The 15,604-nt window shown below is 41.9% G+C and carries 15 protein-coding genes; 7 read left to right on the top strand and 8 right to left on the bottom strand.

Features of this window, described 5'->3' with window-relative positions:
* Positions 1-82 precede the first annotated feature (82 nt).
* From cobQ to FNW02_RS14550, 3 genes are all read left to right on the top strand, one after another.
* Complete coding sequence (gene cobQ / locus FNW02_RS14540; protein ID WP_191758249.1) at positions 83-1,558, top strand: cobyric acid synthase CobQ; 1,476 nt, start codon at positions 83-85, stop codon at positions 1,556-1,558.
* A gap of 213 nt (positions 1,559-1,771) precedes the next feature.
* The gene (locus FNW02_RS14545) at positions 1,772-2,008 is read left to right on the top strand and encodes a 2Fe-2S iron-sulfur cluster-binding protein (protein WP_191758341.1); all 237 of its coding nucleotides are present in this window, start codon (positions 1,772-1,774) and stop codon (positions 2,006-2,008) included.
* A gap of 26 nt (positions 2,009-2,034) precedes the next feature.
* On the top strand, positions 2,035-2,253 hold the full coding sequence (locus FNW02_RS14550) for a type II toxin-antitoxin system HicB family antitoxin (protein ID WP_191758250.1): 219 nt from the start codon (positions 2,035-2,037) through the stop codon (positions 2,251-2,253).
* Between the two features lie 101 nt (positions 2,254-2,354).
* On the opposite strand, the gene FNW02_RS14555 is transcribed toward FNW02_RS14550, so the two are convergent.
* The 4 genes from FNW02_RS14555 to FNW02_RS14570 form a co-directional block, all read right to left on the bottom strand.
* Complete coding sequence (locus FNW02_RS14555) at positions 2,355-2,798, bottom strand: SRPBCC family protein (protein ID WP_191758251.1); 444 nt, start codon at positions 2,796-2,798, stop codon at positions 2,355-2,357.
* Between the two features lie 128 nt (positions 2,799-2,926).
* The gene (gene zds / locus FNW02_RS14560) at positions 2,927-4,366 is read right to left on the bottom strand and encodes a 9,9'-di-cis-zeta-carotene desaturase (protein WP_191758252.1); all 1,440 of its coding nucleotides are present in this window, start codon (positions 4,364-4,366) and stop codon (positions 2,927-2,929) included.
* Between the two features lie 275 nt (positions 4,367-4,641).
* The gene (locus FNW02_RS14565) at positions 4,642-4,818 is read right to left on the bottom strand and encodes a ribbon-helix-helix domain-containing protein (RefSeq protein ID WP_191758253.1); all 177 of its coding nucleotides are present in this window, start codon (positions 4,816-4,818) and stop codon (positions 4,642-4,644) included.
* Positions 4,819-6,331: 1,513 nt separating this feature from the next.
* A complete protein-coding gene (locus FNW02_RS14570; RefSeq protein WP_191758254.1) occupies positions 6,332-7,975 on the bottom strand; it encodes a DUF6930 domain-containing protein in 1,644 nt (547 codons plus the stop codon).
* A gap of 312 nt (positions 7,976-8,287) precedes the next feature.
* On the opposite strand from FNW02_RS14570, the gene FNW02_RS14575 reads away from it, so the two are divergent.
* The 3 genes from FNW02_RS14575 to FNW02_RS14585 all read left to right on the top strand — a co-directional run bounded on the left by FNW02_RS14575 (position 8,288) and on the right by FNW02_RS14585 (position 9,604).
* Positions 8,288-8,644, top strand: a complete 357-nt coding sequence (locus FNW02_RS14575; RefSeq protein ID WP_191758255.1) for an iron-sulfur cluster assembly accessory protein — start codon at positions 8,288-8,290, stop codon at positions 8,642-8,644.
* 207 nt (positions 8,645-8,851) lie between these two features.
* A complete protein-coding gene (locus tag FNW02_RS14580) occupies positions 8,852-9,274 on the top strand; it encodes a tetratricopeptide repeat protein (RefSeq protein WP_191758256.1) in 423 nt (140 codons plus the stop codon).
* 84 nt (positions 9,275-9,358) lie between these two features.
* Positions 9,359-9,604, top strand: coding sequence for a hypothetical protein (locus tag FNW02_RS14585; RefSeq protein WP_191758257.1), 246 nt, complete (start codon positions 9,359-9,361; stop codon positions 9,602-9,604).
* A 45-nt stretch (positions 9,605-9,649) separates the two neighbouring features.
* On the opposite strand, the gene thyD is transcribed toward FNW02_RS14585, so the two are convergent.
* Positions 9,650-10,570: a thylakoid membrane protein ThyD gene (thyD, locus tag FNW02_RS14590; protein ID WP_191758258.1), complete on the bottom strand. Its 921-nt coding sequence runs from the start codon at positions 10,568-10,570 to the stop codon at positions 9,650-9,652.
* A 491-nt stretch (positions 10,571-11,061) separates the two neighbouring features.
* Between thyD and FNW02_RS14595 the strand changes: the two genes are divergently transcribed.
* Positions 11,062-11,409 carry a hypothetical protein gene (locus FNW02_RS14595; protein WP_191758259.1) on the top strand — a complete coding sequence of 116 codons (348 nt, stop codon included), beginning with the start codon at positions 11,062-11,064 and terminating at the stop codon, positions 11,407-11,409.
* Positions 11,410-11,518: 109 nt separating this feature from the next.
* Here FNW02_RS14595 and FNW02_RS14600 read toward each other — a convergent pair whose 3' ends face one another.
* From FNW02_RS14600 to FNW02_RS14615, 3 genes are all read right to left on the bottom strand, one after another.
* Positions 11,519-12,019, bottom strand: coding sequence for an FHA domain-containing protein (locus FNW02_RS14600; RefSeq protein WP_191758260.1), 501 nt, complete (start codon positions 12,017-12,019; stop codon positions 11,519-11,521).
* Between the two features lie 221 nt (positions 12,020-12,240).
* Positions 12,241-14,703 (bottom strand): heavy metal translocating P-type ATPase, encoded by a 2,463-nt coding sequence (locus tag FNW02_RS14605; RefSeq protein ID WP_191758261.1) that lies wholly within the window; start codon positions 14,701-14,703, stop codon positions 12,241-12,243.
* 485 nt (positions 14,704-15,188) lie between these two features.
* A complete protein-coding gene (locus tag FNW02_RS14615; RefSeq protein ID WP_191758263.1) occupies positions 15,189-15,464 on the bottom strand; it encodes a TM2 domain-containing protein in 276 nt (91 codons plus the stop codon).
* Between the last annotated feature and the right edge of the window lie 140 nt (positions 15,465-15,604).

Raw genomic sequence — 15,604 nt, forward strand, 5'->3', positions numbered from 1 at the left:
TAACTTTGGCGAGCGGATTGCATATTACCGTTCACCCCTTTTATTTCAACGCTTAGTTTGAAAAACTGATACTGACTGACCTATGAAATCAATTATGGTGGTGGGGACAACATCCCATGCAGGGAAATCACTCTTAACTACAGCTATTTGTCGTATTCTGTCGCGGCGTGGCTGGCGAGTGGCTCCCTTTAAAGGTCAAAATATGGCTTTAAATGCTTATGTTACTGCCAGTGGTGGGGAAATTGGCTACGCTCAAGCGGTGCAAGCTTGGGCCGCTGGAGTCATCCCTTGGGTAGAAATGAACCCAATTTTACTCAAACCTCAAGGAGATATGACTTCCCAAGTCATAATCAAAGGCAGACCTGTAGGCAAAGTCAGTGCAGCCGATTACTACGAGCAATATTTTGAAATCGGTTGGCGCACAATTGAAGAATCGCTACAGCATTTAGGAACAGAATTTGATTTACTGGTTTGTGAAGGTGCGGGTAGTCCAGCAGAGATTAACCTCAAGCACCGCGACTTAACTAATATGCGGGTAGCAAAACATTTGAATGCGCCAACCATACTAGTCGTTGATATTGATCGGGGTGGTGCTTTTGCTCACGTAGTAGGAACCTTAGAATTACTGGAACCAGAAGAACGCGCTCTAATTCAAGGTGTGGTAATTAATAAGTTCCGAGGACAGCGATCGCTCCTAGAACCGGGGATAAAATGGTTAGAAGAACGCACAGGTGTCCCCGTTGTTGGTGTCATACCATACTTAGAACAAGTATTTCCAGCGGAGGACTCTCTGGACTTATTAGAACGTCAATCGAATAAAGTCCAAACTGACCTCAACATCGCCGTCATCCGCTTACCGAGAATTGCCAACTTTACCGACTTTGACCCACTGGAATCAGAGCCTACAGTTTCAGTGAAATACCTTAGTCCCAAGCAAGATTTGGGACACCCTGATGCTGTGATCATTCCAGGAACAAAGACCACAATTGCTGATTTGCTATTACTGCAAAGAAGCGGTATGGCAGAAGCGATCCAACACTATGCTGCTTCTGGTGGCACAGTTTTAGGTATTTGTGGAGGCTTCCAAATGCTGGGTCAAATCATCGCTGACCCAGAGGGGATAGAAGGACAAGCCGGGAGATTTCAAGCGTTAAATCTATTACCAATCAGAACCGTAATTACCGGACAAAAAATAGCCCGCCAGCGCCAGGTTAGCTCAAATTATCCGCAAACGGGCTTGCCAGTAACCGGATTTGAAATCCACCAAGGGCGATCGCGCATAGAACAACAAGCAGATAGCCAAGCCTTCCAACCTTTATTTGACGATGTTAATTTAGGGTTAGTGGATAGTTGTCAATCAGTTTGGGGTACTTATCTCCACGGGCTTTTTGACAATGGCCCTTGGCGACGTGCTTGGTTAAATCGTCTCCGTCAACAGCGGGGTTTGAAATCTTTGCCTACGGGTGTTTCTAACTACCGGGAACAGCGAGAGCATATTTTGGATTCTTTAGCTACTGAAGTTGAAAGTCATTTAGACTTAACTCCGTTTTTGTCTTAAGCTAGAGTCCGTCAAAATTGCACGTTTTTTCGTTAAGACCGTTATTAGTCATTAGTTATTAGTCCTCTCTTTAAAAGTTTCCTGCGGAGGGAAACCCTCCTGCAGAACTTTTCGCTTTGTGTTTTGTAAATCTAAATGACTAATGACAAGGGACAAGCCTTACGAGTCAATACACAAGTTAAATGCGTAACAGCTAAGCTAGGCTGGTGTTTGATGATTGTTCGCGTCCGCTTTTTACCAGATGATGTCACAGTTGATGCCGAAGTGGGAGAAGCCCTATTGGATGTAGCAGATCGAGCTGGGGTATCCATCCCTACTGGCTGTCTCATGGGGTCATGTCATGCTTGCACCGTGGAATTAGAGGATGGGGATATCATTCGTGCTTGTATCACAGCAGTTCCACCACGCGAGGAATTAACGATTAATTTGTTTAGCGATCCAACTTGGTAGTTTGTCAATACCGGGGAAACTACAAGATGAATAAACTCAAGTACCAAATGGTAATTCAGTGGTCTGAGGAAGATAATTGCTTCTTGGTGGGATTCCCTGATTTTCCAGGACAACGTTGGCGAACTCATGGAGATACTTACAAATTAGCAGTAGCCAACGGAATTGAAGCCTCAGAGTCACTAGTTATTGCTTACGAAACTACAGGTGAATTACTTCCAGAACCAACAGTTTATAATGTTGCATAGTTTCGGATTAAAGTAATAAGTATTTTTTTTGTGCTGTATATAATGAAACCTCACTACAGTTTTTGAGCGATTCTGTAAGGACTCAGACACCCCTACCGTAGTTAGTTTGATTTGGCTTTTAAGGCGTATTCTTTAAATCTTTCCAAATCAGCTTGAATCGTGGATTCAACCACCCGTCCCAAAAATAAGTTATCCATAATTTTGCCAATAATACCAGGGATGGCGTAGGAAACGGTCATTTTGACAATACTACTATTGTGGCGATCATAGAAGCGAATCGCTCCCTGATTCGGCAAACCATCAACAGATTCCCATTGAATAATTTGATTGGGGATAACTTTAAGAATACGAGATTTCCAGTTAAATTCTAGACTGCCGGTCTTCAGCTTCCAAAGAGATATATCTGGATTATCTGGCGGAATTTTCACCGAATCAATCCACTTCATCCAACGGGGCATTTGCTCCAAATCAGACCACAAGCTCCATACTAGGTCTATAGGAGCTTCTACTTCCACTTGCACGCTATGCTCTAACCAATCTGACATTCTCTGTTCTTCCTTCACGCCCTACTCTTCAAGAAGCGTCCTTTGCGGTAGCCTGTCTTGAAAAGTTTCCTACGGCGGGAAACCCGCCTACAGAACTTTTCGCTGCGGCAAGCCACTGCGTGTTTACCTCAACTCTTCACACTTTCTAAAATTGCTTTTGCCGCACGTCTTCCAGAAATTGTTGCTCCTTCCATACTGTCGATGTAGTCTTGTTGCGTATAACTCCCTGCTAAAAAGAAATTATTCACTGGTGTCTTTTGATTAGGACGGTATACATCCATACCTGGCGCTTCCCGATAGAGAGACTGAGCGAGTTTTACCACACTGTACCAAGTCATATTTAGCTCTCGTGATGAGGGGAAAAGTTCATGCACTTGCTTGAGAACATGCTGGGCGATCACTTCATTACTTTGTTTAATAAAAGGATCTCCCGGTGTCAGCACTAGTTGCAATAACGACCCCTGTCCTTGGCGATAATAATCAGCAGGACTAGTCAAAGCTAGGTCGGCAAAACAAGAAAAGTCAGCATCGGCTGTGTACAACAAATTATCTATCCCCGCTGCCTGATTTAGTTGTTTACGCTGTTCGCCATCGTACAGTTCTGTCACCCAACCATCGAATCTTAACTGAACGGTTGCTACAGGTACAGCGTCTAGTTTGTAAATATTGTCAAATTCTGACCACTGACGCCACTCTTGGGGTAAAACGCGCTGAATCCCTGGCAGATCACAAGCACAGACATAGGCATCAGCGGTTATAGTTTCTACTGTGTCACCTTCGGCGACTAATATGCCTGTGACATGGGTTTGTTCTCCTATCCCAGTAAACTGAATTTCTCGAACTTGTCGGCGTGTGTAAACTTTGGTTGCTCTAGCTTCCAGATATTCCAGGATGGGCTTATGCAAGTACTCATAGGGAGAACCTTCCAGCATTCGCAGTACTGAGGCTTCAGTTCTGGCTGCAAACAACTGGAATATTGTTAACATACAACGGGCAGAAATATTGTCGCAATCAATAAATCCCAAAGCATAGGCAATGGGGTTCCACATGCGTTTAATACTACCCTCACTACCGCCATGACTCCGAAACCAGTTGGCAAAGCTAATTTTGTCGAGGTTGCGGATGGTTTTCATCGCCCCTTCAAAGTCCACTAAGCCACGAACTACCGGACTAGTACCCAAAGCGATCGCATTTTGCAATTTATCTTGCAATGAAAGTTGAGAAGTAGTGAAAAATGCCTTTAATCCATTAAAAGGCGCACCAGTCAGGAAGCGAAAATCTAAAGCACCAGTGCGTCCCCCTTTGTTGATAAAAGTGTGGCGATGTTCTTTGAGGCGTAAGTTTTTGAGCGCCCCCACTTTATTCATCAAGTCAAACAGCTGGTAGTAGCAGCCAAAAAATACGTGCAACCCCATTTCAACATGGTTGCCATTCCCATCAACCCAACTGCCGGCTTTACCACCAACAAACGGACGAGACTCGAAAATCTGTACTTCACAGCCAGCATCAGCCAAATCTACTGCGGTCGCTAGTCCAGCCAGTCCCGCACCTATGATTGCAACGCGCATTCCGTCGTTCCTTTTCAGCTTCTTTACAGATTGTAACTGGGTTGGTGTCGGAATTTGCTATTCATATCAACTCTACTAACGGATCAAGGCATGGTAATTTCGATACTAAAACCCTTTAACTACTCCTTGTTGTTCTAACAATTGACCAGACGCGATTTTTCTCGCGTCTGTATCAGTCAGACAAACTCTTGTCTATAAAGACGGACTCAAAACAGATGTTATCGCTATTTTTTTGGTAGGAAAGCAGTGATTTGGTACACCCTGAAAACACCTTCCTACTTACTTCCATCTTTGCTGTCGTCGGAGACAGGCAAACTTCTAATCAATTCACGAATAACATCGGTTGCGGGTCTACCTGTTTGCTGGCAATATTTTTCCAGTTTTTCCGCTTCCTGTGTTGCCAGATTGACAGTTATACGTTTTACGGCCCATTTTTTATTTGTCATTATCATGCTATTTGATGTATGTTAAGGTCGTCAGAAGAGGTCTAACTAAAGAGGAAAACGATTAGATTATCAGAGTTTGTCTCAGGAAACAAGTAATAGTATTAATATTAAAGTTGTTCCGTTTATCAAAGTATTCATCATTTCGTAATCTAAAAACTACAGTTTATTTGTTATTTTTGTCACAAGAGAAAGAGCACATACTTGCTCTTGAAGATAATAACCCTAGTAATAAGATGAGTAAAGCCTAACAATTAAATTTTATAAGTTAATTTGAGATACATACTATTAACTCAATCAATATTTCCAAAATTATTCTTCATCAAAAGCATTTGACCTTCTCTTTCACTCAAGTTTGCCAAAAACCCCTAAAGAGAACATCTGCTAAAAAATCTGAAATATAGCTTTAGAATCATTCTCATGTTTAACTGTTGACTCCCAGGTTGCAATGATATACGTAGATAGTCATCAATCATTTGAAAGTAGGCAAAGCATAGCTCTAGAGCGAAAGTGATTGATGTAGGTGTCTAGCCAACCACATTAACTAGGGGTTAGGGTTGGTGTACTATTTTCTCATTACCCCTGCATTTGCACAAATAATATTTGATTCAATACTTGTGCTCTAATTCCCCGTAAAGATACTTTTAATTTTTAGACTATTCTTTCTCCTCCCTCTAACGATACAATTTCTTTTAATCCCAATGAATCGTTTGTTTCTTTTGCAAATTTCTGGTTGGAAACTTACTCTACTTAGACTTATTATCGTATTCGTGGATTTAGAACTTTGTAGATACTTTCTAGCCCATTACTGTGCTAAAGATTCGACATTGCTCTAATTTCTGATACCTAAAATTGGCTTGAAATTACTGCCGAGCAACTTTTGATATGCAATTTATATTTATTGGGAAAGCTACTTATAAGAAGTACTACATACCTCAATGTTGTCGGGAGTGTGTTCATTATAGCTATTATTTAAGTGCTTTAAATAATCTTCATTAAAAGGCTAGATTTTATTAATTTTCTTCCTTTATAAAGTCATTACAAAGAAAGAGATATTTACCTCAACTTCTGCTTAACAATATTGATATATAACAAGATACTGATATCAAAAATTTATTAAACAAAAGATTCAGATATATAAATGCATCAGCTAAATTTAAACAAACTGACCTTTGGAAAAATGTTTTAAATAATAAAGTGTTTATTTATACTGTAAAAGCAGTGTAGAAATTTGTGGAAAAAGATGGGAACACAGGTACTTCATGAAATTAAGATAAAGTCAACTAAGGTATGGAATAAGCAGTATAAAATCGGATATTGCTCAAAATACCCAGCTAGTTGCAATCTGATATGATGACTGCGACTCTGCAAAGTTGCGGTATAAATTTATTTTAATTTTGAGATAAATACTTACTAAAATGCCTGAAGATTATCTAGGAACATTTCTTCAGGCACTTATTAAAAACCACAAATTGCGATTTGTCCAAATTATAAATTCATTTCGTGGTTATGATGTGGACAATTATTCAAATTGAAGTTGGGGCATAAGTTGGAGAGTACCGACACCTAAATCTTTGGGTGAAAGCGATCGCGCTTCAAATAAGGCCATCATATCTTTCAACTGGGGATTGCCGCGAGAAGCTCCCGTCAGCCCCTTAGCAATAATTAAGCCACAGTATCCCTTAGTATTTTTACACCGCTGATTCCACTTTTTCCGAGCTTCTACATGAGTTGGCTCGTCATCTAAAAATTCACCGAACAAAAACAATTCATCATTTTGAGTTTGTAATAAACCTAGATCGTAACGATTGTTATCAAAGGGATCAGCACCGGGATTAAAGCAAATTGCTTTTAGCCCCCCAGCTGCTTCAAGATTTTCAATTACAGTCTTAGCCTTAGGCCGGGAAGTTTGAATTAAAATTACGGGTAAGCCGTCACCGACTTGTTTGATTTCACCAACTTTATGGCAATTAACTCCCTTATATAAATACTCCAACATCTCCCATGACACCACACCCAAACTAAGGAATGAATCTTCTGGTATCAAGTCATCTCGTAGTGAGCGGAACGTTGGCGAGTCAGAATCCTCAATTTCCTGAGCTTCGACACCAAAGCCAGCCATTTCCTCTAGTTCTGCTGCCATTTGCGGCATGGTAGAGACAGTAATAGATACTGATTTAGTTGATTCTTCTGACTGCGGGATAGAAATGCGATAGCGACGGCTAAGGGTGGGAAAGCTAGCTCCATGAAGCTGACGACGATGATCGCGAATAAAGCGGCTTAAGCTTTCTAAAGCAACTAAAACTACAAGTGCTTCTTCGTCATACAAAACAGACCGTAGTCCTTCTAAGGGATGAATATTGCCGAATGTAGGGTCAATTTCTGATAATGGCAAATCTGCTAAATCACCAATTTCATCTTCATCTTCCTCAGTATCGTCAGCCTGCTCAAAAGTCAGAAACAAGCAATCTTGCTTGAGAAAAGCTTCTTCCAAACGCTGGGTTGATTCGTCATCCTTTAAAACTGCTGCGCGAAAACGCTTTAGCGAATCTTCGGAGCGATAAAACAAAATGCCATATTCCATCCCCAGCATTCCCATCACTGAGGCGTAAAGTGTACCAACATCCCACTTATTGATCTCAATTGACAAGATTTGCTGTTCTTCTAAAAATTCCCAAGGAGCTGCTTGCCAAATTGCAAAAGCTTTGTCTTGCAAAATCTGTGCATACTGTGGAGGCAAATCGGGTATTTGGCTATCGAGGATATCCGAAAACCCACGAAACAGTTCATCAATCAAAGGTAATTCGGGTGCGTAGTCAATGGCGATATCCAAATCTTGTAGTACCCCGCGCAGGTAAAATTGGATCTCGCGGTCTCGCACGACGATTCTTTGGGGTCTAGCGGGTTTGGCTGGACTGTGGGGATGCTCCATTGCTCGCATTAAAGTGCGAACAATTGCTTCTGGGCCAATGTCTGGCGCTATCACGTCCATTCCTCGGACAATACCTTGTGAGCCATCCACCCAAAGAATGCATTCGCCATTTGCCTCCGAGTCTCTCGGTTGGGTTGGTGATGATGATAACGGACGGCGATCGCCCTCCCACACAGAAGGAATTTGAGTTAGTTTCTTCAACCGACGACTGGTAGAGCGATTAAAACTTGTCATAGAGTAAGTTAATCAAAAGAAGCAATATGTTCGTAAACTTTGGGGGAATGGCTAGCCTCGGATGAAATTTTCCTGGCTGCTCCTGAAGGGTGGTTGCTGCTCAGGTTGCTGCGAGGCTGTGAACTCCGAAAATACCGAATCTCTCAATTCTAGAATAAAAATCTTTGGCTGCTTTTGACGGAGTGTTTACAATTTGGTATCTAGCGCTGTCAATACCGCTAGAATGAATACAAAAACATCAAAAGCAACCCAGAGGCAATCAAAAGCCTACAAAGGTTACTCATTAGACCACTTAAGGAGTTGAAAAAGCAGATGATACAAGCAACTCAGCCTCAACAACGCGGAATTCAGTTGAGCGAAGCAGCATTGCGCCAGGTAAAGTCACTCCAAGACAGGCAAGGCAAAGACCTCTGCTTACGGGTAGGAGTGCGTCAAGGTGGCTGCTCTGGGATGTCTTACATGATGGACTTTGAAGACGCCAGCAGGATCACCCCTCAGGATGAAGTTTTTGACTATGAGGGTTTCAAAATTATTTGCGATCGCAAAAGTTTATTATATCTTTATGGCTTAATGCTTGATTATAGCGATGCCATGATTGGAGGCGGCTTTCAATTTACTAACCCCAATGCCAACCAAACTTGCGGTTGCGGTAAGTCGTTTGGTGTGTAATATTGTCATTTGTCCTTTGTCCTTTGTCATCTCTTACAAAGTTGAGCCAGTCGCTTGGGCGGGTTAAGAGACTTGTGCATTAGCGTAGCGATAGCGACGCAGGAGCGTCACTGGCGTCTGAGCGTCGGCTTCCGGCGAGCAGACTTTGCGCTTTTTTGTTTGTGTTTGGCTCATGACCAAGGACTAATAACTAATGACTAATTTAGTATGACTCAAACAGTTGAATCCTTGTTTGATACAGGTTTGGAACGTTATAAAGCTGGAGAAGCAGCAGATTCTTTAATTCCTGTATTTAAAGAAGTGTGCGATCGCGCTCCTAAAACTAGTTCGGCTTGGATTTGTTTGGCGTGGTTATATCTACTCGATAACAAACCCAGCTTGGCTCACAAAGCAGCACAGAAAGCAGTAAAGTTAAATCCACAAGACCCACAAGCCAGAATTAATCTGGCTCTAGCAATGCTGGAAACAGGACAAAAAGGGTTGCGGGAACATATTGATTTTGCACAACAGTTAATTTTTGTCAACCCAGAATGGCAGGATGAAATCAAAAACAGTATTGAAGATGGTTTAAGTAGAAAACCAGATTGGCAGAGTTTGGCAAAAGTCAAAAAGTGGCTATTTGAAGAATAATTAAGAATTAGGAATAGGGAACTAGAATTATGCTCTATTTCCCTATTTTTTATTGCCCACTGTAATTTTTTATGCAAGTTAAAAATGAAAGATAAATTGTTAAACTGGCTAAACTTGGTCTTAGTTGCAGATGTTTTTCTAGTTTTGTTTGGTTTTGGCTGGTTGGCGATCGCAGCAATTGGTAATGCAGCCGGAATCAATCTAGGTCTAGATTTATGGCACAAACTCTGGCAACCTGTATTTAACCCAGCTATTGGTATCCTGATGGGTGGTGCTATTCTCAGCGGTATTATCAGTTGGGTTTCCAGAAAATTTCTCTCTAATCAATAGTCAACAGTGAAAAACTCTTAGACTGTTGACTGTGAACTATTAACTCTATTTAACAATTTCTGCCAGTGCAGGTTGCAAATTTGGATACTGGTATTTAAATCCACTGTTTAAAGTGCGTTTTGGCAGAACTTTTTGACCTTCTAAAACTACTATTGCTCCATCTCCCAAAAGTGCCTCAATAGCAAAGCTTGGGACGGGCAACCAAGAAGGACGATTAATCACTTGCCCCAACGTTTGGCTTAAATCTTTCATCCGAACAGGGTTAGGAGCAGTAGCATTATATACGCCTTCCATTTCGGATTTAGTTAAAGCTTGCAGAATTAAGCTAACTATATCGTCTATGTGAATCCATGAGAACCATTGCTGACCACTGCCAATAGGGCCACCGGCAAATAGTTTGAAAGGCGTAATCATTTTGCCCAAAGCACCACCATTGCCTAGGACAATACCAAAACGTAGAATTACTAGTCTTACACCAGATTCTTTAACTTTTTGCGCTTCTGCTTCCCAAGCTTGGCAGACTTGAGCAAGAAAATCGTTACCAGAAATACTAGTTTCCTCAAAGGTTGCGCTTTCACTAGTGCCATAGTAGCCAATGGCCGAAGCGTTGACTAACACTCTAGGCTTGGGATTGGCATTAGCTATTGCTTCTACTATTTTTTGTGTACCTAGTTTGCGGCTATTGAGGATTGCCTGTTTACGTTCTGGTGTCCAGCGTCCTTCTCCGATGGGTTCTCCTGCTAGATTCACTACACCATCACAACCAGCGATTGCACTTTGCCAAGTACCAGATGCAGTTGATGTGTAAGCAACAATTTCTAAATTAGGAAATGCATCAGATGGAAAAACTTTGTGGGCAAAGGCAGTGTTCCGAGTTAACACGAGTATTTGATGACCTTCCCCGTGGAGTCGTTGTACTAAATGACTACCAACAAATCCTGTCGCTCCAGTAATTGCTACTTTCATAATGCACCTTTGCCCAAACCATTATTGTACTAGCTATTTCGCGTTATTTGTTAGTGATTAAATCTACGATGCTAAATTTTGTAATCGGCGGAATTCTAGACTGCGCTGTAGTTTACTACAATAACGGAAAAAGTCTCAGCGGATAGACAGACTTTGGTAAAAGCGTAACTTTAAAGTTAATTATTACTTCGATGCAACTAGCCAAGCGATTATTACCGAGCTAGTTAACAATAAGATTGGCAGACTGATAATTAGCTGCAATTTTCAGTTTCAGACAGTATTAATCTAGATGCTGTTAAAACCAGAAATTCGCTACCATCTACTATCATAAACTGGAAGACTTAACTGAGTTACAAGGCTCAACTATCTGACATTAAAGTAGTTTAGCTAGTCAGAGTAAAAGCTGACAAAATGAAGTAGTTAATTATATCTATCTTCTTTTTCACGAACTATTATACGATGGACGGAGTGTTGCATGGTGTGGGGCTTTTATGGCTCGCTATACTTGTTCATTTATTGTTTCTGTTCCGGTTAACCATCTCCAGCCGTTACTTGTAGAACTTTTACAGGACTGTGAGTTTGATATTCAATACTACACGGGCGATTATATTATGGCTCGTGAGATTCCTGGTAGCGTTTCCTTTTCCAAGTTAGTCAAAGTGGAAGTACTAGTTGATAAATCAACCGCTACTGAAACCGAAACTCGGATGAGTATTGTGATTAAAAACGAGGAACTGCCACTCCAACTAGATAATCACTGCCGACAAATGTTTGAATTTGTCAAACAGGCGATTGAAAATAGCCGTCATTGGCATTTGATTGAAAGTCTGGCAGGATAATTACAATAACTATTAATGCTTACGGTAAAGGCGATCGCGGCAGCTAATGTCTAAAACTAGCCGCTGCGATCGCCTCAACTCAGCATCAAAAAATTTAGGTATGTTGTCGTCAGTCCTCTATATCCTCAGTCATACCAGGGTTTATTAATGTAATGTCATATTCACTAGAATCAGTTTGCCCCGAACGCTGAGTATTTTTTAGCAAGTAATAAATAGCACGTACTTGGGGGCCAAAAACGATTTCGTCTTCATTTTTGAGATCGTGATTAGGCATCTTGCGCCCGTTAATCATCAAACCGTTAGAACTAGGTTTTCCTTTAGCATCGCCATCTACAATCCTGTAATAATAGTTAGGACTATTATGCTCTCTTGGCAATCTTACCAATGTAGCATGACGGCGGGAGACAAACTGCGACATCAAACGGATGTTGCACTCACGATCTCTACCGATAGAATAGACGGACTGCTCTAGAGAAAATTCCTTGCGACCTTGATCATCTTCAATAATCAGTAGATGGCTTTCATTGGTTTCTGCTGCCATTGACAAATCGTTGCTAAAATCGGTTGAACTGTGAGTAATCAAGATTTGTTTAGTATAGTTTCCTACCATTCTCGCGCACTATAGTCTGTGGTACTAATCTAAATAAGCCTTGAAATTGCATATTACCTTGAAAGAGTAGAGCAACTATGTTCTACTCCAGTGGCTACGATATCTCTAGGAGGAGTCTCAACAGGTTTTGTGAGATGCTTAACACCTAACGAGGGACTCAGCTTAACCTGTAAATGGAAATAACTAAAAAATTTTGGGAATCTTACCTCCAAGAGCATATTTTACGAATGACGCGCTAACAGCCGTAATAACACTGAGTTAGTGACGACGCTAACAGAGCTAAAAGCCATTAATGCAGCGGCGCTAGATGGGCTAAGGACAAAACCCAGACTAGGCAATAAAACACCCGCTGCTAGAGGAATACCAATTGTATTATATGCAAAAGCCCAGAATAAATTTTGGCGAATTTTGTTGAAAGTGGCACGACTTAACTGAATTGATTCGACCACATCAGTTAAACAGTCCCGCATCAGGACAATTTCAGCAGTTTCTATTGCCACATCCGTTCCTGAGTGCAAAGCAATTCCTACATCTGCTTGAGACAAAGCTGGAGCATCATTGCTACCATCACCTACCATTGCAACTACTGAGTGAGGCGTTTCCCATTTTCCTCCTCTTTGTAGAGATTCAATTGCAGCTGCTTTTTTAGCTGGAGGAACACCCGCGATTATATCAGCGCTATTTATCCCTAGTTGTTTAGCAATAGCACTAGCTGCTTCTAATCTATCCCCACTAAGCAGCATTACCCGTAAACCCATCTGGCGTAACTTGTCTACGGTGGCTTGGGCATCTGGTCTGAGAGTATCACGAACAGCAATCAGTCCCGCTAAAGTTCCTCCAACTGCCACACAGACGACTGTTTTACCATCTGCTGCTAGCTCCTGTGCCACTTGTTGTGCAGTTTCGCTAATAGCAATTCCGTGCCAACTTAACCAGTCCCAGTTTCCTAAAAGCACGCATGTATCCTTGACCACAGCAGAAACCCCCAGCCCTGGTTCTGTGTGAAAGTTCGTAGCATCCAGGATAGGTAACTGTTGCTGCTGCGCTTCTTGCTGAATAGCTTTTGCCAGGGGATGGTAAGTGCCACTTTCTACTGATGCTGCTAGTTGAAGAAGGGCAGAAGAAGTTAGGGGGTGAGGGGGAGAAATACTTAAAATATCATCTTGTGTTATCTCCCACTGCCCTACTTCTCCAATTAGTAGACAATCGGTAACTGTAGGATTACCTGTGGTTAGAGTACCAGTTTTATCAAATACTACGGTGTCTAGCTGATGTACTTTTTCCAAAACGTCGCCGCCTTTAATCAACAGACCCCGTTCTGCACCCATACCAGTACCTACGAGAATGGCTGTTGGTGTAGCAAGTCCCAAAGCACATGGGCAAGCGACCACCATAACTGCGATCGCTAGCTTTAAACTGACTAGGAGTGGGGAGTAGTGAGTGAGGAGTGGTGAGTGGGGAGTAAGCGAGGAGTGATGAGCCATTTCCATGCCACTAGACATAGTGACATCAGGCCAGAGGTGGGTGCCGAAAAAGTACCAAAAGGTAAATGTCAGCATTGCAGCTGCCAACACTCCATAGGTAAAGTATCCAGCTACGGTATCTGCTAACTTCTGTACTGGAGCTTTCCGAGTTTGGGCAGCTTCTACCAGGGCAACAATTTGAGCTAAAGTTGTATCACTTCCGATACGCGTTGTCTGGATAGCGATCGCTCCTGACTGGTTTAGTGTCCCAGCTGTCACCATATCTCCTGGTTGCTTAATCGCTGGCATTGCTTCCCCAGTCAGCATTGACTCATCGACCGTTGTTTGACCAGCTACCACCTCTCCATCAACGGGGATTTTATCTCCTGGTAGTACCTGCAACCATTCGCCAACACGCACTTGTTCAGCTGGAATCTCCACACTAGAAGACCCCGCTTCTACTTTTTCTGGGTTGGCAATCAATCGGGCTAGCTGTGGCTGGAGTGCCAGCAATTGTCTAAATGCGGTGGCGGCGCGACCTCTGGCTTGTCGCTCTAATGTCCTTCCTAAAAGAATAAAACCCAGCATCATTACTGGTTCATCAAAGAAACACTCCCAACCCATCTGGGGAAAGAGCAGTGCCACCACACTAGCAGTGTAAGCTGTTAGCGTTCCCAACCCTATTAGAGTGTTCATGTTGGGTGCATTTCGCCGCCAACCTAGCCAGCCATCTACTAAAATGGGGCGACCAGGAATTAGCAGCGCTACCGTTGCCAGTCCAAAGTGAAACCAGATATTATTCAGAACTGGCAGCACTGAGCTACCAAAATGTCCGATTCCAGAGAATAACAGCAGTATCCCAGCAATTACTAACTGCCTCAGTAAAGAACGCATTTCTTGGCGTTGTCGTTCTGCTGGGTCTTGTAAAGCAGATGTCTCACCTGCTAGATTGTCGCTAGGTATTCGGGGTTGAGTCGGAAACCCAACGGCTGTCAATCGCTTGGCTAGTGCATTGGGGTCTACTGTACCAACTTCCGACTCTACAACTGCTACCTCTGTCGCCAGGTTTACACAGACGCTTTTAACTCCTGGATATTGGTTTAGCTGTCGCTCTACTGCGTTCACGCACCCAGCACACTTCATGCCCCCAACATCGAGAATGATTTTCTCTGGAATTGGGGCATTTTCTGGGGCAAGCTTAGTTTTTGGGACAAGTTGCATGGCAAGTGTTTAGGTTCGCTACGAAAATTCAACGCCTGCGAAAAGCGTCTCTAATTCGAGCGTAGGCGAAATCTCGAACTACGACTGAATGTAAACTATATTAACTTTATTAAGTTATGGAATTTTAGCTGAGTGTCAACGCTCGCCCCAGCGGAGATAAGTCACATAAACAATAGCTCCAACCTGTATTGGCATAAAGACAATCAAGCTTTTTAAGAAATAGTTAATTTCTAAATGAGACATTGCACTGAAATATCCTAAGCCCAATAAGAGTAACATGGCCCAGGCAAGCTGTTTAGGTTTAAATATAAGCATAATTTTATACCTAAAAATATAACCGTACTTCAGGCATCGGTTATTGTTGCAAGAAGTCTCTTAAAATGTGTCGCATATCAAATAAATTACATAGCTTGCAAACATTAAAGATTATAAATATTAATAATACTTACTACTATTTGTTTTAACGATTTTAACTTTTGAATTTGTTAAAACCAGCCCTGTTTATTTACAAAGTAAGTATCAACGAATTCTTCATGAGACTTGTTTAAGTAGATCATGCCTTCAATCAAACCAACGAGTTGCATAATTATTAGAGCAAAACCATAGGTAAAAGAACCCCCGATTAAAGAAATAGCCAACATGATGAAGCCTTCTGGGGTGTATCCTAAAATAAATTTATGAACACCAAAACCACCAAAAATAATCCCACAGTATCCAGCTAGAAGTTGTTTGGTAGGGTGACTAGGGTTAAGATTTGCCATCTGATTGCTGCTCCTTGATAAGTGAGGTATAAAATTAAGTTTTTAATTTTGATGCAAGCAAGTAAATATATTTGCTAATTGAATATAACTTCACTTTTTTGCAGTAGTAAGGATATCCTAAAGATACACCAAACCCAGCG

It is taken from the genome of Komarekiella delphini-convector SJRDD-AB1 (assembly GCF_014831675.1).
GTDB lineage: Bacteria > Cyanobacteriota > Cyanobacteriia > Cyanobacteriales > Nostocaceae > Komarekiella.